At 29.8% G+C, this 19,251-nt stretch carries 15 protein-coding genes and 3 tRNA genes; 8 read left to right on the top strand and 10 right to left on the bottom strand.

All coding sequences use genetic code 11. The features are described 5' to 3' along the window. From fmt to FDT66_RS12620, 3 genes are all read left to right on the top strand, one after another. Positions 1-945 (top strand): methionyl-tRNA formyltransferase, encoded by a 945-nt coding sequence (fmt, locus tag FDT66_RS12630; RefSeq protein WP_171032385.1) that lies wholly within the window; start codon positions 1-3, stop codon positions 943-945. A 190-nt stretch (positions 946-1,135) separates the two neighbouring features. Continuing rightward, positions 1,136-1,408, top strand: a complete 273-nt coding sequence (locus tag FDT66_RS12625; RefSeq protein ID WP_138537100.1) for an HU family DNA-binding protein — start codon at positions 1,136-1,138, stop codon at positions 1,406-1,408. A gap of 91 nt (positions 1,409-1,499) precedes the next feature. Further along, positions 1,500-2,057 (top strand): YqgE/AlgH family protein, encoded by a 558-nt coding sequence (locus tag FDT66_RS12620; RefSeq protein ID WP_138537098.1) that lies wholly within the window; start codon positions 1,500-1,502, stop codon positions 2,055-2,057. Here FDT66_RS12620 and FDT66_RS12615 read toward each other — a convergent pair. Both FDT66_RS12615 and FDT66_RS12610 read right to left on the bottom strand, forming a co-directional pair. Then, positions 2,054-2,887, bottom strand: coding sequence for an aminotransferase class IV (locus FDT66_RS12615; protein WP_138537096.1), 834 nt, complete (start codon positions 2,885-2,887; stop codon positions 2,054-2,056). The genes FDT66_RS12620 and FDT66_RS12615 overlap by 4 nt on opposite strands. A gap of 102 nt (positions 2,888-2,989) precedes the next feature. Then, positions 2,990-3,373 carry an START-like domain-containing protein gene (locus tag FDT66_RS12610; RefSeq protein WP_138537094.1) on the bottom strand — a complete coding sequence of 128 codons (384 nt, stop codon included), beginning with the start codon at positions 3,371-3,373 and terminating at the stop codon, positions 2,990-2,992. Between the two features lie 109 nt (positions 3,374-3,482). On the opposite strand from FDT66_RS12610, the gene FDT66_RS12605 reads away from it, so the two are divergent. Beyond that, positions 3,483-3,556 (top strand) — tRNA-Met (locus FDT66_RS12605). A gap of 225 nt (positions 3,557-3,781) precedes the next feature. Here the strand turns inward: FDT66_RS12605 and FDT66_RS12600 are convergent. From FDT66_RS12600 to FDT66_RS12590, 3 genes are all read right to left on the bottom strand, one after another. Beyond that, positions 3,782-3,856 (bottom strand) — tRNA-Pro (locus tag FDT66_RS12600). Positions 3,857-3,901: 45 nt separating this feature from the next. Continuing rightward, a tRNA-Ser gene (locus FDT66_RS12595) sits at positions 3,902-3,985 on the bottom strand. A gap of 103 nt (positions 3,986-4,088) precedes the next feature. Then, positions 4,089-6,152: an HD family phosphohydrolase gene (locus FDT66_RS12590; RefSeq protein ID WP_138537092.1), complete on the bottom strand. Its 2,064-nt coding sequence runs from the start codon at positions 6,150-6,152 to the stop codon at positions 4,089-4,091. A gap of 137 nt (positions 6,153-6,289) precedes the next feature. Here FDT66_RS12590 and FDT66_RS12585 point away from each other — a divergent pair, with 137 nt between their 5' ends. Next, positions 6,290-7,465, top strand: a complete 1,176-nt coding sequence (locus FDT66_RS12585) for an acetyl-CoA C-acyltransferase (protein WP_138537090.1) — start codon at positions 6,290-6,292, stop codon at positions 7,463-7,465. Positions 7,466-7,491: 26 nt separating this feature from the next. Continuing rightward, entirely contained in the window at positions 7,492-8,262 is a 771-nt protein-coding gene (locus tag FDT66_RS12580; RefSeq protein WP_138537088.1) for a C40 family peptidase, read from the top strand. Positions 8,263-8,316: 54 nt separating this feature from the next. Here FDT66_RS12580 and FDT66_RS12575 read toward each other — a convergent pair whose 3' ends face one another. Next, complete coding sequence (locus FDT66_RS12575; protein ID WP_138537086.1) at positions 8,317-9,567, bottom strand: tetratricopeptide repeat protein; 1,251 nt, start codon at positions 9,565-9,567, stop codon at positions 8,317-8,319. A gap of 22 nt (positions 9,568-9,589) precedes the next feature. Then, positions 9,590-12,097 carry a DNA gyrase subunit A gene (gene gyrA / locus FDT66_RS12570; protein WP_138537084.1) on the bottom strand — a complete coding sequence of 836 codons (2,508 nt, stop codon included), beginning with the start codon at positions 12,095-12,097 and terminating at the stop codon, positions 9,590-9,592. A 262-nt stretch (positions 12,098-12,359) separates the two neighbouring features. Between gyrA and FDT66_RS12565 the strand changes: the two genes are divergently transcribed. Together FDT66_RS12565 and FDT66_RS12560 are read left to right on the top strand one after the other, a co-directional pair. Then, entirely contained in the window at positions 12,360-14,918 is a 2,559-nt protein-coding gene (locus tag FDT66_RS12565) for an ATP-dependent Clp protease ATP-binding subunit (RefSeq protein ID WP_138537082.1), read from the top strand. Positions 14,919-15,071: 153 nt separating this feature from the next. Further along, positions 15,072-16,100 (top strand): TlpA disulfide reductase family protein, encoded by a 1,029-nt coding sequence (locus FDT66_RS12560; RefSeq protein ID WP_138537080.1) that lies wholly within the window; start codon positions 15,072-15,074, stop codon positions 16,098-16,100. 88 nt (positions 16,101-16,188) lie between these two features. On the opposite strand, the gene FDT66_RS12555 is transcribed toward FDT66_RS12560, so the two are convergent. The 3 genes from FDT66_RS12555 to FDT66_RS12545 all read right to left on the bottom strand — a co-directional run bounded on the left by FDT66_RS12555 (position 16,189) and on the right by FDT66_RS12545 (position 19,209). Then, a complete protein-coding gene (locus FDT66_RS12555; RefSeq protein WP_138537078.1) occupies positions 16,189-17,142 on the bottom strand; it encodes an acetyl-CoA carboxylase carboxyltransferase subunit alpha in 954 nt (317 codons plus the stop codon). Between the two features lie 74 nt (positions 17,143-17,216). Further along, positions 17,217-18,131 (bottom strand): DMT family transporter, encoded by a 915-nt coding sequence (locus tag FDT66_RS12550; protein WP_138537076.1) that lies wholly within the window; start codon positions 18,129-18,131, stop codon positions 17,217-17,219. Continuing rightward, entirely contained in the window at positions 18,118-19,209 is a 1,092-nt protein-coding gene (locus tag FDT66_RS12545; protein WP_138537074.1) for an LptF/LptG family permease, read from the bottom strand. The genes FDT66_RS12550 and FDT66_RS12545 overlap by 14 nt, the downstream gene beginning before the upstream one ends. Positions 19,210-19,251 lie beyond the last annotated feature (42 nt).

The following is a 19,251-nucleotide window of genomic DNA, read 5'->3' as shown; positions in this document are numbered from 1 at the left end:
ATGAGAGACATACGTATTGTTTTTATGGGTACTCCAGATTTTGCAGTGACTATTCTTAAAAATTTAATTGAAAAAAAATATAAAATTGTTGGTGTAATTACTGCTCCAGACAAACCTGCAGGAAGAGGACGAAAGTTAAACGAATCTGCTGTAAAAAAATATGCTTTATCTCAAAATTTAAAAATTTTACAACCTACCAATTTAAAAAGTGAAGATTTTTTAAAAGAGTTGAAAAACTTAAATGCCAACTTGCAAATTGTTGTTGCTTTTAGAATGTTACCAAAAATAGTTTGGCAAATGCCAGCATATGGTACGTTTAATTTGCATGCATCATTATTACCAGAATATAGAGGTGCAGCTCCAATACATTGGGCTGTTATAAATGGAGAAACTAAAACTGGCGTTTCTACGTTTTTTATTGATGATAAAATTGATACTGGAGAAATTATTCTACAAGAAGAAATAAATATAGAAGATACAGAAACTGTAGGTAGTTTGCATGATAAATTAATGCATTTAGGAGCAGATTTGGTAACTAAAACTGTAGACCTTATTAAAGAAGGAGATGTAAAAACTACAAAACAACCAAGTTTAGAAGAAAAATCTGCACCAAAATTAAATCCTGAAAACACAAAAATAGACTGGTCTGACTCTTTAGAAAATATTTATAATAAAATTAGAGGACTAAATCCTTTTCCTGCGGCTTGGACAAACATATATAATAATGACGAAGAAGTTTCTGCAAAAATTTATGACATTCAAAAAGAAATAGAAAACCATACTTTTAAAGCTGGAAAAATAATTACTAGCAAAAAAGAGTTAAAGGTTGCTGTTGCTAAGGGTTATATTATTATTAATGAAATTAAACTTTCTGGAAAGAAAAAAATGGACGCCAAAAGCTTGTTAAATGGGTATTCTTTTTCTTCAAATGCTAAAATGTTGTAAAGCCTTTATTCGTAAGGTTTTTAGAGTTTTTGGAAATCCAACACTCAGTTTATTAACAATTGATATACTTTTATTAACAAAAAGGCACTTTTTTGGCACTCAAATTTGCGTAAGCCCACAATCCGTCTATATTTGTTAAGCTTTTAAGCACAAAAAAATAATTATTAAATAATTTTAAAATCAATTTATTATGAACAAATCAGATTTAATCGATGCAATGGCTGCTGACGCAGGAATTTCTAAAGTAGCAGCTAAAGCAGCTTTAGAGTCTTTTACAAGTAACGTTACTTCTTCTTTAAAGAAAGGTGAAAAAGTTGCTTTAGTTGGTTTCGGAACTTTTTCAGTATCTAACAGAGCTGCAAGAAGTGGTAGAAATCCTCAAACAGGAAAAACTATTCAAATTGCTGCTAAAAATGTAGCTAAATTTAAAGCTGGAGCTGGTTTAAGCGATGCTGTAAACTAAGCTTGTAAAAAGCATAAATTATATAAAACTCTCTTTTAAGAGAGTTTTTTTTATTTCATTTTTTTCTTATCTTACCTATCAAATAAATTAAATGAAAAATTTACTACCTGAAAAAGGTAAGTTATTAGTAGCTGAACCTTCAATTTTAAATGATAACTCTTTTAACAGAGCTATTATATTGCTGGCAGAGTACACAAGTAATAGTACTGTTGGCTTTATCTTAAATAAACCTTTAGAGTATACTGTAAATGATTTGGTTCCTGATGTCGATTGTAATTTTCATGTGTACGAAGGTGGCCCTGTAGAGCAAGATAATTTATATTTTGTTCATAGAATTCCTGAATTATTAGATGGTAGTTTAGAAGTAGCCAATGGTATTTTTTGGGGAGGAAACTTTAAACAACTCAAAAAATTATTAAATGAAGGCTTGTTAATTGAGAGTGATATTCGCTTTTTTTTAGGATATACTGGATGGAGCAAAAATCAATTAGAAGACGAAATTAAAGAAAACTCTTGGTTTGTTTCCGAAAATGATTTTGACAATATTTTTACATTGAATGAAGAAAATCTCTGGAAAGATAAATTACTTCAAAAAGGTGGTAATTACAAGTTATGGGCCAATGCACCAAAAAACTTTAATTTGAATTAATTACCTGCAATTTGTAAAATTTTTAAACTATTGTTTAGTTTTTTTCCAAGCTCTGTAGTAAACGTTTTCTTTTTATAATTTGTTATTGGTTGAATTCCCATAATAGCATTGGTAATAAAAACCTCATCTGCTTTTTGAACTTCAAACGGAGAAATTGCAGTTTCTTCTATCGTAAATTCTTTATTTTTTAGAATTATTTCAATTACCTTTTTTCTTACAATTCCCTTAATACAGCCTTCAGTTAAGGCTGGTGTTTTTATTACATTACCTTTTACAATAAAAATATTTCCATTAGTAACCTCAACTACTCCTTTTCGTTCATTTAATAATATACAATTATCTAGCTCGTTTTCATTTGCAAAAATACTGGCTAGTGTATTTACCATTCTGTTATTTGTTTTAACGGTAGATAACAATCCTGAATAATTATAAAAATCTTTAAAAACATCTATTTGATAAGTGTTTTTCATTTCATAATTACTTTCAGAAACTTCAATTAAATAATCTATTTTGTTAGTTTTAGGCGTGTATAAACCTCCGTCTTTTCTATAAACATTCAAACGAACTCTGAAAATTGATGATTTATTTTGCGTATCAATAGTTTTTAAAATTTCGTTTTCTAAAAATTCTAAAGTAAATTCCATAGGAATTTTCATTCGTAACATTCTCATAGAAGCCATTAACCTAAAGTAATGATCTTCCCAAAAAACAACTTTATTATTTAGTACCTTAATGGTTTCAAAAACACCATCACCATATTTAAAACCTCTATTGTTAATGGATAATTGTACATTTTCTTTAAAAAGTAATTCACCGTTAAAATTAATCATTTTTTGTTTTTTACAGAATTGCAAAATTACTACAAATTCATAGATTTTTAAATAAAAAAACCAGCAATTATGCTGGTTTATATATTTTTAAAATTCTTTGATTTAAGCTCCAATGGTATGTTTTAATTCTTCTATTTGATTTTCCCATAGTTGTTTTGCTTCCTCAACCTCATCTTCATCATCTGCAAAATCTGTAACGATTAAAGAAACATCTTTTGTTAATGGATCTACTTGAATTTTAATTTCAAAATAACTTTCATCATCTTCACTTTCAACCCATTTCCAACGTATTCTTTCTCCTGATTTTTTTGTAACTAATTCAGCTAATTCTTCAGAATCTTCCCAAACAAAACTAAAAATCTTACCTCTAGAGTTTACTTTGTCTGCAAACCACTCTTGCAAGTTAGATGGCGAAGAAACATATTGATATAACATGTTTGGCGAGGCATGAATTGGAACTTCTAATTCAAATTTTACTTTTTCCATTATTGTTTAGTTAGGTTGACAAGATAAGTATTAATTCCATTTAAAAAAAATTAAAAACACGTATTGCCAATCTATAAAAAGTATTTATATTTGCACTCGCAAAAACCATGGCGAGGTAGCTCAGTTGGTTAGAGCGCAGGATTCATAACCCTGAGGTCACGGGTTCAAATCCCGTCTTCGCTACAAATTTAAAATTATCAAAAAACGAATTGTGTTTCACAATTCGTTTTTTTTTTGCCTTTATTTTTTTAAAACAACATATAAATCATATGATTTATTTAAACAAAGTTGATTTATAGAGATATTTTCAATTATCATCTTAAATTCACACTTATTCTCATTGAATAAAGTTATAAATAAAATAAATTTTAAAACAAAAAACCAGTAACAAAAGTTACTGGTTTTTAGTCGGGGTGGCAGGATTCGAACCTGCGACCTCCTCGTCCCAAACGAGGCGCGATGACCGGGCTACGCTACACCCCGAAAAAAACTTTATATTTTACTAAAAAAATATAAAAGCAAAAATTGCGGAGAGACAGGGACTCGAACCCTGGCGACAGTTACCCGTCGACAGATTAGCAATCTGCTCCATTACCACTCTGGCACCTCTCCAATTTTTTTTGAACTTATTGCATTTATTTAAAAATGCGAGTGCAAATGTAATATTACAATTACAATTTACCAACATTTTTTTTATAATTTTAAATAAAAAAAATTACTCAGGATATTCTACTCTTAAATGATAAATATTCATCAACTTTTTCTTGATTACTTTTTTAATGGTTTCAATTTCTTTTAAAGTAATATCGGAGTTCAAAAATTGATTGTCACTCATTTGCTTATCTGTAATTTTATCAATTAAATTACTGATTAACTGAGCTGTAGGTTTTTTTATGCTTTTTGAGGCTGCTTCAGCTGCGTCACACATCATTAAAATAGCTGTTTCTTTTGAGAAAGGTAAAGGTCCTTGATACTTAAATTTTTTGACATCAACATCCATATCTGGATTTTGTTCTTTTTCTTTCACATAAAAGAAATAAGTAGTACTCGTTCCATGGTGAGTTCTAATGAAATCAATAATTCTATCTGGTATATTATATTTTTTTGCTATTTCTACACCTTTTATAACATGGTCTGTAATTATTTTGGCGCTATCTCTAGGAGATAAATCGTTATGAGGATTTACGCCAGTAGTTTGGTTTTCGATAAAATACATTGGATTCACAATTTTACCAACATCATGGTACAAAGCTCCTGTTCTTACCAACATTGAATTTGCTCCTATTTCATTTGCTGCTGCTTCAGCCAAATTGGCAACTTGCATAGAGTGCTGAAAAGTACCTGGTGCTTTTTCATTTAACTCTCTTAGTAACTTAGAATTTGTGTTTGAAAGTTCTAACAAGGTTACATCTGAAACCAAACCAAATACTTTTTCATACATATAAATTAAAATTATTGCTAAGAATGATAATAGTCCATTTGCTGCAAAAAGTATAAAATAGTCTAAATTGATTTGTGAAGCATTCCCTTCTTTAATTACAGAAAAAGCGAAATATGTAACCATATAAATCAAAGTAATTTGAGCTACAGATATGAATAAATTTGCTCTTTTATATAATTCAGAAACAGTTAAAATAGTAACAATACCTGCAATGATATGTAAGTAAATAAATTCAAAACTATCTGGTACAATATAACCAAGTAAAAGAATTGTTAAAACGTGAGTAAACAAACCTAAACGTGCATCAAAAAAAGCTTTTAAGATAATTGGCAATATGCTTAAAGGAACAATGTATAAATAATCAGAATTGTATTTAATAACCAACGTTTGAATGAATATCATTGAAAAAACGTTGAAGAAAATAAAAGTTACAGTATTGTTATTGTTATAAATTTCAATACGATACTTTTTCAAAAAAAGTAAAAGCATTAACAATGCTAAAGCTACTAGAATTGTATAGCCTAGTATAATCCAATTGTAATTAGAGTCTGTCCAAACCTTTGATTCTGATTCACTTTTTAATGAATTTAAAATTGCCAATTTTTTACCTTGAACAATATCACCTTTTAAAATTATTAATTCTCCAGAAGAAACTTTTCCTTTTGTATAAGATATATTTTTAATTTCTGTTTCAATAATTTTATTGGTAAAATCTGCATCATAAAAAACATTAGGTTTAATAATTTCTGATAAAATATCTAAAACTTGAATTTGTTCATCAATATAAGGCTCCATACCCAAGTTTTTTTTAATAATATTTAAAACTTCTGAAGAGTTGTAAAGGTTTTTAAAAACGATATCTTCTACAATATTGTCTTTTCTTATAGAAATTAGTTCGTTTTTATTTGAAACCCTATCTTGACTTATTACTTCTAAAAAACCATTTTTGTATATTTCGTCAATAGTTTTTAAGCCAATTCTTTTAAGTTTATTTACTATTTCTGGCGATAGAGAGTCACTTTTTTGAAATGTATTTATTCTTTTATTAAAAGCTCCTTTAACTTCATTTACAACATCAGAATTAAAAATAAAATATAGTTTTGCATTGGTTTCAATTTCTTTTTTTTCGGTTGAAATTTCTTCTTCTGATTTTTGAATTGCAAAATCAAATGGAGCATATAAATTATCGTATTTCCAAAGCTGACCATTACTAAAATCATATTTAAATTGCCCACCTTTTGGAAACAAATACACAATTGCAATAGTGGTTAACAAAAACAAAATTACTTTATAAATAATCGTGTTATTTTTATATAATTTATTAACTAAGCTGCTCATATTAATTATCTTCTAACAACAAACTTACTGCAAAAAAAATTAGGTTGAAAATTCAAGTTATAGATTCATCAAAAAATTGATTAAAATTGGTTAATTTAGCACTATACAAATTCAATAAGGAAAACTTAAAATAATTTATGAAAGAAGTCGTAATTGTATCGGTTGCAAGAACACCAATTGGAAGTTTTATGGGAAGTTTATCAAGCATTCCTGCTACAAAATTAGGAGCTATAGCTATAAAAGGTGCTTTAGATAAAATTAATTTATCTCCAAGTTTAGTGGAGGAAGTTTTTATGGGTAATGTAGTTTCTGCTGGTTTGGGTCAAGCTCCAGCAAGACAAGCTGCTATTTATGCAGAAATTCCAGACTCTGTACCTTGTACAACCGTAAATAAAGTATGTGCTTCTGGAATGAAATCTATTATGCTAGCTGCACAAACTATTGCTTTAGGCGATGTAGATATTGTAGTTGCTGGTGGAATGGAAAACATGAGTTCAATTCCTCATTACCAACATGCCAGAAATGGAGCTAAGTTTGGACCAATAACTATGGAAGATGGTATGCAAAAAGACGGTTTGGTTGATGCTTACGAAAATGTTGCTATGGGAGTTTGCGCTGACGAATGTGCCACAGAGTATAAATTTTCTAGAGAAGAGCAAGACGCTTTTGCGATACAGTCTTACAATCGTTCTGCAGAAGCTTGGAAAGAAGGTAAATTTGCAGATGAAATTGTACCTGTAGAAATTCCTCAAAGACGTGGAGAGCCTATTATCTTTTCAGAAGATGAAGAATATAAAAACGTAAAAATGGAAAAAATTCCAGCTTTACGACCTGCTTTTACAAAAGATGGAACTGTTACTGCTGCAAACGCTTCTACTATTAATGATGGTGGAGCTGCTTTAGTATTAATGTCTGCTGAAAAAGCAAAAGAATTAAACCTAACTCCTCTTGCAAAAATTAAAAGTTATGCAGATGCTGCACATGAACCAAAATGGTTTACAACTGCACCAGCAAAAGCATTACCAAAAGCTTTAGCTAAAGCTAATATTTCTATTGATGATGTGGATTACTTTGAATTGAATGAAGCATTTTCTATAGTAGGTTTAGCAAACATGAAAATTTTAGGAATATCAGATGAAAAAGTAAACGTAAATGGTGGAGCTGTTTCTTTAGGGCATCCATTAGGTGTTTCTGGTGCTAGAATTATTATTGCTTTGACTTCTATCTTAAAACAAAATAATGCTAAAATTGGTGCTGCCGGAATTTGTAATGGAGGTGGTGGAGCAAGCGCAATGGTTATAGAAAGAATTTAAACCTTTAATAAAAACTATATCTATTTATGCTATTTGGCATTTGTAATTTAAGTATTGTTCCTATACGAGCAGAGGAATCTGACAAGTCTGAAATGATAAGTCAGGTTTTGTTTGGTGAACATTTTAAAATTATTGAAAAACAAAAAAACTGGAGTAAAATTCGTTTGGCTTTTGATAATTTTGAAGGATTTATAGACAATAAACAATATTTAGAAATTACAGAAGATTTTTATAATACGATTTCTAAGGAAACACCTACTTATTCTGGAGAAATTTTAGATTTCGTAACCAATCAACAAAACCAATTAACAACAATTGCGATTGGATCACAATTACCATCTTTTAATGATGGTCATTTACTTTTAGGAACTCAATCTTATTCTTACGAAAATGCTTTTTTTTCTGGAAAAAATACTAAAAGTGAAATTTTAAAAATTGCTTTTACATATTTAAATGCACCATTTTTATGGGGTGGAAAAACTCCTTTTGGAATAGATTGCTCAGGCTTTACGCAAATGGTTTATAAACTTTCTGGATACAATCTTTTAAGAAATGCGAAAGATCAAGCCACACAAGGCGAAGTTTTAAGTTTTATTGAAGAAAGTGAACCTGGAGACTTGGCTTTTTTTGATAATGAAGAAGGTGAAATAATACATGTTGGTATTATTTTAAACGATTATAATATTATACACGCACATGGTAAAGTTAGAATAGATACTTTAGATCACAGCGGAATTTTTAATGCCGATTTACAAAAACATACCCATAAACTGAGAGTCATTAAAAAAATGATATAAAAAAAACCGAAATTTAAAATTTCGGTTTTTTTATTTTCCAAATTAAGAGAGAAACTAATTTCCTCTCATTTCTTTGTAAACTTTTCTTAAAGCATCTGCTTTATCTGTCATCTCTAAAGTATCATAAATATTCATAAGAGAAGTAACAGTATTTTCTGTTCTATTGATTTTATCTGCTTCAATTAAGTAAGGTAATGCTTCTTTGCAAATTTTCCTTAACTTACCTTCTAACTCTGTATATTTTTTATCATTTGATAAGTTTTCATTCATCTCTTCAATAACATCAACACGTTGATTTAAAATTGTAACACCCAAATTTAAATATGCATCACCATATTTTGGATCTAACTCTATTGCTTTTTTATAATAACCAATCGCTTCTTCAATTTTATCTTCGTTTGCGTTTACAACACCTAAGTTATAAAATAATATAGGGTTTGTTGGATCTAAAGCAACTGCTTCTCTCATTAACTCACCAAATTTATCCATTTTTTCTAACTTGATATACATTTGCGCTTCATTCATTAACAAATTAATATCTTTTGGGTCTGATTTTCTAGCTTCTTGTAAAGCAGTAATTGCTTCTTCTGTTTTACCTTGGTTTACATATATATAACCAATATTTTTTACAATTTCTGCTTTTTTAGATTCAGTTACTTGAACAGTTGGGTTTATATATTGACCTATTTTTACCATAGCATCTCTATTTGCTTTGGAGCCCAAATTTTCTACTGCACCAGTTTCTTTATTTGTTGCTACGTAAAGTGTTGAAATTCCAGTATAACCAAGATCTTTTAACTCATTATAATATTCCAAAGAGGTATCATAATCTTTAGCTAAAGAAGCACTAACTGCAGCGTTGTATAAAAAAGAGGTATCCTTTGGACTTAGTTTATAGGTTAAATAAAAATTCTTGGCAGCTTCTTTATAGTTTTTGTCTTTATTATATAAGTCAGCTCCTAAATTAGATACTTTTTCTATTAATTTATTTAGCATTGGTTGTGCATCCTTTGAGTATCTTTCTCTACCAATTTCTTTTTCATAAGCAAAAAGCTTATTAAACGCTTCTGCAGCTTCTGCATATTTATTTTTTCCTGCTAAAGCTTGACCTTTTACAAAATAATACTGTGCTTTGTATTTAGAATCCATAGTTTCTAGCATACCTTCAACTGAATTTGCAGCTGCTAAGGCAGCAGTATAATCTTGTTTCTTTATAGCTTTTTCTGCTACTCTCAATTCTTTTTTTTGACTAAAAGCAACTACAGACATTAAACCTAAAGAAAGTGCTAATATTTGTTTTTTCATTTTTTATTATTTTAATTTATTTTTACTCTTCGTTTGTATTATTTTCAATTTCCGTGCCATTCTCTGTTTCTTGATCAGATTCTTCATCATCACCTTCATGCACTACTTTTGCTACAGCTGCAATACTGTCATCTTCTTTAATATTAATTAAACGAACTCCTTGAGTTGCACGTCCCATAACACGTAAATCTTCCACTGCCATTCTAATGGTTAAACCAGATTTGTTTATAATCATTAAATCATTAGAATCATCTACATTTTTAATGGCTACTAAATTACCTGTTTTTTCAGAAATATTTAGTGTTTTCACTCCTTTACCTCCTCTGTTTGTAATTCTATAATCTTCTAAACTAGAGCGTTTTCCGTAACCTTTTTCAGAAACTACTAAAATATTGCTTTCCATATCATTTACAGCTACCATTCCAATAACTTCGTCATTTTCATGTTGTAAAGTAATTCCGCGCACACCAGAAGCTGTTCTTCCCATTGGTCTTGTTTTTGCTTCTTCAAAACGAATAGATTTACCTGATGCCAATGCTAACATTACTTGACTATCACCAGTTGTTAATTTTGCTTCTAGTAATTCATCACCTTCTTTAATTGTAATTGCATTTATTCCGTTTGTTCTTGGACGTGAATATTGCTCTAAAGAAGTTTTTTTAACTTGCCCTTTCTTTGTAGCCATAATCACATAATGGCTGTTTATGTACTCTTCGTCTTTTAAATCTTGAGTAACTAAGAATGCTTTTACAGAATCGTCTGGTTCAATATTAATAAGGTTTTGCATAGCTCTTCCTTTGGTGTTTTTTCCACCTTCTGGAATTTCATAAACTCGCATCCAAAATACTTTTCCTTTTTGAGTAAAAAACATCATGTATTGGTGATTGGTACCAACAAATAAGTGTTCTAAGAAATCTTCGTTTCTGGTTGTTGCACCTTTTTGACCTCTTCCTCCTCTATTTTGAACTTTATATTCATCTAAATTAGTTCTTTTTAGGTAACCTGCATTAGAGATTGTTACAACAACTTTCGTATCTGGAATCATATCCTCAATACGCATATCTCCACCAGCATATTCTATGGTAGATCTACGTTCATCACCATATTTATCTTTGATATGTAGTAACTCGTCTTTTATAATTTGATAACGTCTTGGTTCGTTTGCTAAAATATCTTTTAAATCAGCAATCGTAATCATTATTTCATCATATTCTGCACGTAATTTATCTTGCTCTAAACCTGTTAATTGACGCAAACGCATTTCTACAATTGCTTTCGCTTGAATTTCAGTTAACTCAAAACGCTTAATTAGGCTTTCTCTAGCTTCGTCAGCATTAGAAGATGCTCTAATTATTTTTATTACTTCATCAATATTATCTGAAGCAATAATTAAACCTTCTAAAATATGTGCTCTTGCTTCTGCTTTTTTTAATTCAAATTCTGTTCTACGAACAATAACTTCATGTCTATGTTCTACAAAATAATGTATTAACTGCTTTAAGTTTAATTGTTCTGGTCTTCCATTTACTAAAGCAATATTGTTTACACTAAATGAGGTTTGTAACTGAGTATATTTGAAAAGTTTATTTAAAACAATGTTTGGTATTGCATCTCTTTTTAAAATATAAACAATACGCATTCCGTTTCTATCAGATTCATCTCTAATGTTGGCAATGCCTTCTAATTTTTTCTCATTTACCAAATCAGCAGTTTTTTTAATCATGTCTGCTTTATTGACTTGATAAGGAATTTCGGTAACAATTATACATTCACGCCCCTTAACTTCTTCAATAATTGCTTTAGCACGCATTACAATTCGTCCACGTCCTGTATGAAATGCATCTCTTACACCATCGTAACCATAAATGATTCCTCCTGTTGGAAAATCAGGAGCTGTTATGTGCTGCATTAACTCATCTATCTCAATATCTCTATTGTCTATATATGCTACTGTACCATTTATAACTTCTGTTAAGTTATGTGGTGCCATATTAGTAGCCATACCTACAGCAATACCAGAAGCTCCATTTACCAATAAGTTTGGTATTCTTGTTGGTAATACAGTAGGTTCTTGCAAAGTATCATCAAAGTTTAATCGATGGTCTACAGTTTCTTTTTCAATATCAGCTAACATTTCTTCTGATATTTTTTGCATCCTAACCTCTGTATAACGCATTGCTGCTGGCGAATCACCATCAACAGAACCAAAGTTTCCTTGGCCATCTACCATCATGTAACGTACACTCCAATCTTGCGCCATACGAACCATAGAATCATATACAGATGTATCTCCATGTGGGTGATACTTTCCTAAAACTTCTCCAACAATTCTTGCAGATTTTTTATACGCTCCAGTTGCTTTAATTCCTAACTCATGCATACCATACAAAACTCTTCTATGAACTGGTTTTAAACCATCTCTAACATCTGGTAATGCTCTGGAAACAATAACTGACATTGAATAATCAATATAGGCAGCTTTCATCTGCTCTTCAATGTTAATTGGAATTAACTTTTCTCCCTCTGTCATATATTTTCTATTAATATTTATTCATTTTTTTAAAACAAGGCAAGATACTATTTCTATCAATATTTACAAAGATATTCCCTTTATCAATTCTATAGAGTTATCAACATTTTTTGATAATTTTTAACACTAATTTATTTGGTTGATTTTCAATAGTTCTTTAACTTGGTAACAAAGTCAAACTGTCAGTTTTACAGCCTTGGCATCTTTTTTGTAATTATTCAAAAAAAAAAGGACTAAATTTACATCAATAGATACAATATATATGGACGATAATTTTTCACCAAAAGTAAGAGACGTAATCGCTTTCAGTAAAGAAGAAGCGCTAAGATTAGGGCATGAATTTATTGGAACAGAACATTTATTACTAGGTTTGATAAGAAAAGGAGAAGGAAAAGCAATGGAAATTTTAACTGCATTTGATGTAGATACTATTTTACTGCGTAAAAAGCTGGAACAGCTTAATCCTGCAAATCCTGCTTTTGCAGAAACTTCAGAAAAGAAAAACCTTCATTTAACAAGACAAGCAGAAAAAGCACTTAAAACTACTTTTTTAGAAGCTAAACTATACCAAAGTGAGTCAATTGATACTGCACACTTATTGCTTTGTATTCTTAGGAACGAGAATGATCCTACAACAAAATTAATACATAAATATCATGTAAATTATGATGAAGCCAAAGCATTGTACAAACAGCTACATGTAAATGATGCAGATTTACCTAACAATCCGATTGCTGAAACGCCTTCTGATGATGAATTTGCTTCTGAAAAGCCAAATCCGTTTGAACAACCTCAAAAAGGAAAATCAGTAAAAAAATCAAAAACACCTGTTTTAGATAATTTTGGAAGGGATTTGACTTTATTAGCAGAAAGTGGCAAATTAGATCCTGTCGTTGGTAGACAAAAAGAAATAGAAAGAGTTTCTCAAATTTTAAGTAGAAGAAAAAAGAATAATCCAATGTTAATTGGTGAACCTGGTGTTGGTAAATCTGCCATTGCTGAAGGTTTGGCTTTAAGAATTGTAGAGCGTAAAGTTTCTAGAATTTTATTTGACAAACGTTTAGTTTCTTTAGATTTAGCAAGCTTGGTTGCAGGTACAAAATATCGTGGTCAGTTTGAAGAACGCATGAAAGCTTTAATGAACGAATTAGAAAAAAATGACGATATTATTCTTTTTATTGATGAAATTCATACCATTGTTGGTGCTGGAGGTGCAACAGGTTCACTAGATGCCTCTAACATGTTAAAACCAGCTTTAGCAAGAGGTGAAATACAATGTATTGGAGCTACAACTTTAGATGAATACAGAACTAATATTGAAAAAGATGGTGCATTAGAGCGTCGTTTTCAAAAAGTAATTGTAGATCCAACTACTGTTGAAGAAACCATACAAATTTTACACAATATAAAAAGTAAATACGAAGAGCACCATCATGTAAATTACACAGATGATGCTCTAGAAGCTTGTGTAAAATTAACAAACAGATATATGACTGACAGATATCTTCCAGACAAAGCTATTGATGCTTTAGATGAAGCCGGATCAAGAATTCATATCACCAATATAGTTGTTCCAAAACAAGTTTTAGAGCTAGAGTCACAGTTAGAAATTATTCGTGATAAAAAAACAAAAGCTGTAAATGGTCAAAAATATGAAGAGGCTGCCAAACTTCGTGATGACGAAAAAAATATGGAAGCTGCTTTAGATTCTGCCCAAAAACAATGGGAAGATGATTCTAAATTAAACCGTGAAATTGTTACAGAAGACAATGTTGCAGAAGTAGTTTCTATGATGACTGGAATTCCAGTAAACAGGGTTGCAGAAGCAGAAAGCCATAGATTACATGAACTACCAGATTTAATTAAAGGTAAAGTTATTGGTCAAAATGAAGCTGTAAGTAAAGTTGTAAAAGCCATTCAAAGAAATAGAGTTGGACTTAAAGACCCAAACAAACCAATTGGATCATTTATTTTCTTAGGACAAACTGGTGTTGGTAAAACACAATTGGCAAAAATACTAGCTCGTGAATTATTTGATTCTGATGATTCCTTAATTAGAATTGACATGAGTGAATATATGGAAAAATTCGCCATTTCTCGTTTAATTGGTGCTCCTCCAGGATATGTTGGTTATGAAGAAGGAGGGCAATTAACTGAAAAAGTTCGTAGAAAACCATATTCTGTAGTTTTATTAGATGAAATTGAAAAAGCGCATCCAGATGTATTTAATATGTTACTTCAAATTTTAGATGATGGACATATCACAGACAGTTTAGGACGTAAAATAGATTTTAGAAATACTATCATCATTATGACTTCTAACATTGGTGCACGTCAATTAAAAGATTTTGGAGGTGGTGTTGGTTTTGGAACAGCTACAAAAACTGCACAAGCAGATGCACACGCAAAATCTGTAATTGAAGATGCCTTAAAAAAATCTTTCGCACCGGAATTTTTAAATAGAATTGACGATGTTATTGTATTTAATGCATTAGAAAGAGAAGATATTCATTCAATTATTGACATAGAGTTAGACAAACTATTACATAGAATTTCTGATTTAGGGTATACTTTAAACTTAAGCGAAAAAGCAAAAGATTATATTGCTGACAAAGGTTTCGATAAAAAATATGGAGCAAGACCATTAAAAAGAGCCATACAGAAATATATAGAAGATGCTTTGGCAGAAGAAATTGTAAACTCCAAACTTTCTGAAGGTGATACAATAGCTATGGATTTAGATGAGGACAAAAACATACTCACCATTAATATTGAAAAAGGCGAAAAAAAACCTGAAACTAGAACAGAAACAGAGTCATAAAAAAAGAAAATCCCAAATTACAAAATTTGGGATTTTTTTTTACTATAACTTTAGCATAATATTTTTAAAGTTAAATCTTTCTAAAATCAAAAAAACTTACAAAATATGCTTTAATTAAATTTCTATATTTGCGTCAAATTATAAAACATTAAAATGAAAAAAATAAGCATTCTATTTTGTGCTATATTAGCCATAGTTTCTTGCACTTCAGAACACCCAAAAAACTACTTATCATTCTCAGGAAAACTAGAAAACAACAAAGACTCTATCCTTACAATTTCTAGCCAAAAAGGACTTGTAAAAACAATTTCTATTAATGAAGATGGCACTTTTAGCGATACTTTAAAAGTAACAGAACCTGCTATATATGTTATTAGTACAGACCCTACAAAAAGAGCGCCAATTTACTTAAAAAATGGTTTTGATATAAAGTTAAATGGTGATTCAGAAAAATTTATGACTAGCTTTCAATTTTCTGGAAAAGGTGCTGATAATAGTAACTTTATAATTGCTCAAGTTGAAGAAAGTCAAAAATTAGGAAACCCTGCTTTGATTTTAGAGTTAGAAGAAGAAGCTTTTAAAACTAAAGTAGCCAACATCAAAAGTAAATTTGATAGTATTTTAAATTCTTATTCAGATGTTGATAGCTCTTTAACTATTATGGCAAACCAACAAACTGAGCAAATGGTTAACTTTTTTAATACAACTTATGCAAGAAATAAAGCTACAGCAAAAGGAACTCCTTCACCTAAATTTACAGATTATGTAGATTTTAAAGGTGGAAAAAAATCACTTGACTCTTTCAAAGGAAAATATGTTTACATAGATGTTTGGGCAACTTGGTGTGGACCTTGTATTCAACAAATTCCTTATTTAAAATCACTAGAAAAAGAGTATCGTAATAAAAACATTGAATTTGTTAGTATTTCTACTGACGAAGCAAGAAGAAATGGGGGTTCTTGGGAAGCTGCTGAAAAAAAATGGAGAAACTTTGTAAAAGAAAAAGATTTGAGTGGTGTACAGTTATGGTCTGGTGAAGATTATTCTTTTCAACAAGCATATCAAATCACAGGAATTCCAAGATTTATTTTGGTAGATCCTGATGGAAATATTGTAAATCCAAACGCACCTAGACCTTCTGATCCAAGGTTAAAAGAAATGTTTACCTCTTTAGGTATTTAAATATTTCTTTTAAATTTTAATAAAATAAAAAAGCGAAATTCATTTAGAATTTCGCTTTTTTATTTAACTTATTTATTCTGAGTGAAATTTACTCTTTATAAACACCCATATTTGCATATTTATCCATTCTTTTAGAAACCAAATCAGCATCAGATAAATCTTTTAATTCATCAAAAGCACTTATAATTTGCTCTTGAACTGCTTTAAAAGCTCCTTCTCTATCTGAATGAGCACCTCCTACAGGTTCTTTAATAATACCATCAATTAACTTTAACTTTTTCATATCTGTTCCAGTTAACTTTAGTGCTTCTGCAGCTTGTTCTTTAAATTCCCAACTTCTCCATAATATAGAAGAACAAGACTCAGGTGATATTACAGTATACCATGTATTTTCCATCATGTAAACTCTATCTCCTACTCCAATACCTAAAGCACCTCCTGAAGCTCCTTCACCAATAACAATAGTAATAATTGGTGTTTTTAAACGAGTCATTTCAAAAATATTTCTAGCAATTGCTTCACCTTGACCACGTTCTTCTGCTTCTAAACCTGGATATGCACCTGGAGTGTCTAACAAAGTAACTACAGGAATTCCAAATTTTTCTGCCATTTTCATTAAACGTAAGGCTTTTCTATATCCTTCAGGGTTTGCCATTCCGAAATTTCTGTATTGGCGTGTTTTGGTATTGTACCCTTTTTGCTGACCAATAAACATGTATGATTGATCACCAATTTTACCTAAACCACCAATCATTGCTTTATCATCTTTTACAGATCTGTCACCATGTAATTCCATAAAAGTATTTCCGCAAATGGCTCTTATATAATCTAAAGTATAAGGTCTGTTTGGATGCCTAGATAGTTGAACTCTTTGCCAAGGCGTTAGATTTTTATATATATCTTTTCTGGCATTTTCTAATTTTTTTTCAATCTTCTTGCAAGTTGCTGTAACGTCAACTTCGCTTTCTTCTCCAATAATTTGGCACTTCTGAAGCTGATCTTCAAGCTCTTTTATTGGCATTTCAAAATCTAAATATTCCATTTTGTAGTTATTTGATTTTAGTTATTTGTAATAGCAAACATACTATAAAATTTGCTTTTTAAGGCAAAAACCTACTACTTTTTTCTATTCAATTTCTGTTTAAACTTCCCTTTTAATACGGTTCTGTTTTTTATAATTCCGTTTAATAATACTACAAATAAAACAATAAATGCACCTAAATAAAAAGTTGTACTCATTTGCTCTTTGTCTCCGAAAATAATTAATGCTAAAATTATAGCATAAATAGGCTCTAAATTAATTGTAAGCATAACTGTGTAAGGTGACAAGTATTTCATCACTTTTACGGAGGCTATAAATGCATAAGCTGTACAAATACTACTTAACAATATTAAGTACAACCAGTCTAAATTTGGAATTTGAAAAAAACTTACGGAAAATCCATTTGTAAAAAACAAGTATATGGTAATGAAAACTGTTCCAAAAAATAGTTGATAAAATGAAATGGTATCTGCTTCGTGCTTTTTAATAAACAAACCATTTAAAACTGCAAATAGTGAACCTAAAAAAGAGGCGATTAATGCATAAATTATTCCTAATTTATATTGGCTCTCAAAATTGAAAATAATATACAAACCTGCAATAACTAAAAGCCCTAAAATGGTTTCAATAGCTTTTAATTTTCGTTTAAAAAAAATAGGTTCTATTAATGAAGTAAAAAAAGCTCCTGTGCTCATTGTTACTAAAGCAACTGAAACGTTAGATACTTTTATAGCTTTGAAAAAGAAAATCCAATGAGATGCAATAACCACTCCTGTGAAAAAAAATTTTAGAACGGTTCTTTTATCAATTTTTATTGATTTTTTTTTGAACAAAAAGTAGATAAAAATAAATAGTACAGCTAATAACATACGATACCAAACCAAAGGAATTGCATCAATACTAATTAAAGCACCTAAAATGGCAGTAAAACCCCAAATAAAAACAATAAGGTGTAAAAGCAAATAGTTTTTTAGCCTACTTTCTTGCATTTATGTAGAGATAAATGGCTATAATTCCAAAAATTATATTGGGAATCCACACATATAAAAAAGAATTTACTCCTGCTACAGAACCTAGAACCTCACCAATTTTCATGAAAAATACGTACAAAAACATTATTCCAATTCCAATTGCTAAGTTTACTCCTGTACCTCCTCTTTTTTTTCTAAATGCAAGTGCGACAGCGATTATAGTAAGAATGTAAGATGCTATTGGTAAACTTGTTCTTTTATGCAACTCAACCAAATAAGCATTTAAGTTTTTTACACCTCTTTTTTTAGATAGATTTATAAATCTTACAAGTTCATCTGAAGGCATTTCTTGTGATAAAGCTGATTTATAAATTAAATCTCTAGGTGTAAAACTAAAAACTGTATCTATTTTTTTTCCTTCAAAAATACTATCTCTGTCATTAAATATCAGTCGTTTTCTCCAGTTTGTTAATTTAAAGGTTGAGTCTTTAGAATTGTATCTTAAATTATCTGCAGACAGTTTTGATTTTAATTTTAAACCATCATAAGTTTCTGAGGTAAAATAGGAACCTACACTTGTTTCTGTATTGAAACTTCTTAAATAAATATAAGTACTATCTGTAAGTTGTAAACTAAAATCGGAAATGAATTTTAAATCGTTTTTTTGACGTGCATTACTAATATATTCTTTCTCAAAAGCTCTTCTTACCTTACTACTATTTGGAACTACAAAATGATTCATTCCTAAAGAAATGACCGTAATTAATGTTGCACCAATAAAATAAGGATATAAAAAACGAGTAAACGATACTTTTGCATTTGTAATTGCAATGATTTCGGTATTGTTAGATAGTTTAGAGGTAAATAAAATAACTGCAATAAACAACGCCAAAGGCATAAAAGTATTGGTGTAGTATATTATAAAGTTCTTATAATAAGAATCTAAAATTTCGTAAAATCCTAAATTTGGATGTTCTAAAAAATTATCTATTTTTTCAGAAATATCAATTGCAATTGCAATAGGAATTAAGATTAGCAAGGTAAATACAAATGTTACCAAATATCTTTTTAATATGTACCAATCTATGATTTTCACTTAGTAATTTGATTTTTTATAAACTTACTCAATTCTTTTAAA

The sequence above is a fragment of the Polaribacter aestuariivivens genome (assembly GCF_005885675.1).
In the GTDB taxonomy this organism is placed as follows: Bacteria; Bacteroidota; Bacteroidia; order Flavobacteriales; family Flavobacteriaceae; genus Polaribacter; species Polaribacter aestuariivivens.
The sequence above is the reverse complement of the archived record's forward strand: the minus strand, read 5'-3'. Positions and strand labels throughout refer to the sequence as shown.

Excerpts from the sequence above, each read along its gene's own strand:
- FDT66_RS12615 (WP_138537096.1), bottom strand. The coding sequence starts at position 2,887 with ATGATTAATTTTAACGGTGAATTACTTTTTAAAGAAAATGTACAATTA.
- FDT66_RS12610 (WP_138537094.1), bottom strand. The coding sequence starts at position 3,373 with ATGGAAAAAGTAAAATTTGAATTAGAAGTTCCAATTCATGCCTCGCCA.
- FDT66_RS12575 (WP_138537086.1), bottom strand. The coding sequence starts at position 9,567 with ATGAAAAAACAAATATTAGCACTTTCTTTAGGTTTAATGTCTGTAGTT.
- FDT66_RS12565 (WP_138537082.1), top strand. The coding sequence starts at position 12,360 with ATGGACGATAATTTTTCACCAAAAGTAAGAGACGTAATCGCTTTCAGT.
- FDT66_RS12590 (WP_138537092.1), bottom strand. The coding sequence starts at position 6,152 with ATGAGCAGCTTAGTTAATAAATTATATAAAAATAACACGATTATTTAT.
- FDT66_RS12555 (WP_138537078.1), bottom strand. The coding sequence starts at position 17,142 with ATGGAATATTTAGATTTTGAAATGCCAATAAAAGAGCTTGAAGATCAG.
- FDT66_RS12620 (WP_138537098.1), top strand. The coding sequence starts at position 1,500 with ATGAAAAATTTACTACCTGAAAAAGGTAAGTTATTAGTAGCTGAACCT.
- FDT66_RS12625 (WP_138537100.1), top strand. The coding sequence starts at position 1,136 with ATGAACAAATCAGATTTAATCGATGCAATGGCTGCTGACGCAGGAATT.
- FDT66_RS12550 (WP_138537076.1), bottom strand. The coding sequence starts at position 18,131 with ATGCAAGAAAGTAGGCTAAAAAACTATTTGCTTTTACACCTTATTGTT.
- gyrA (WP_138537084.1), bottom strand. The coding sequence starts at position 12,097 with ATGACAGAGGGAGAAAAGTTAATTCCAATTAACATTGAAGAGCAGATG.
- fmt (WP_171032385.1), top strand. The coding sequence starts at position 1 with ATGAGAGACATACGTATTGTTTTTATGGGTACTCCAGATTTTGCAGTG.
- FDT66_RS12560 (WP_138537080.1), top strand. The coding sequence starts at position 15,072 with ATGAAAAAAATAAGCATTCTATTTTGTGCTATATTAGCCATAGTTTCT.
- FDT66_RS12580 (WP_138537088.1), top strand. The coding sequence starts at position 7,492 with ATGCTATTTGGCATTTGTAATTTAAGTATTGTTCCTATACGAGCAGAG.
- FDT66_RS12585 (WP_138537090.1), top strand. The coding sequence starts at position 6,290 with ATGAAAGAAGTCGTAATTGTATCGGTTGCAAGAACACCAATTGGAAGT.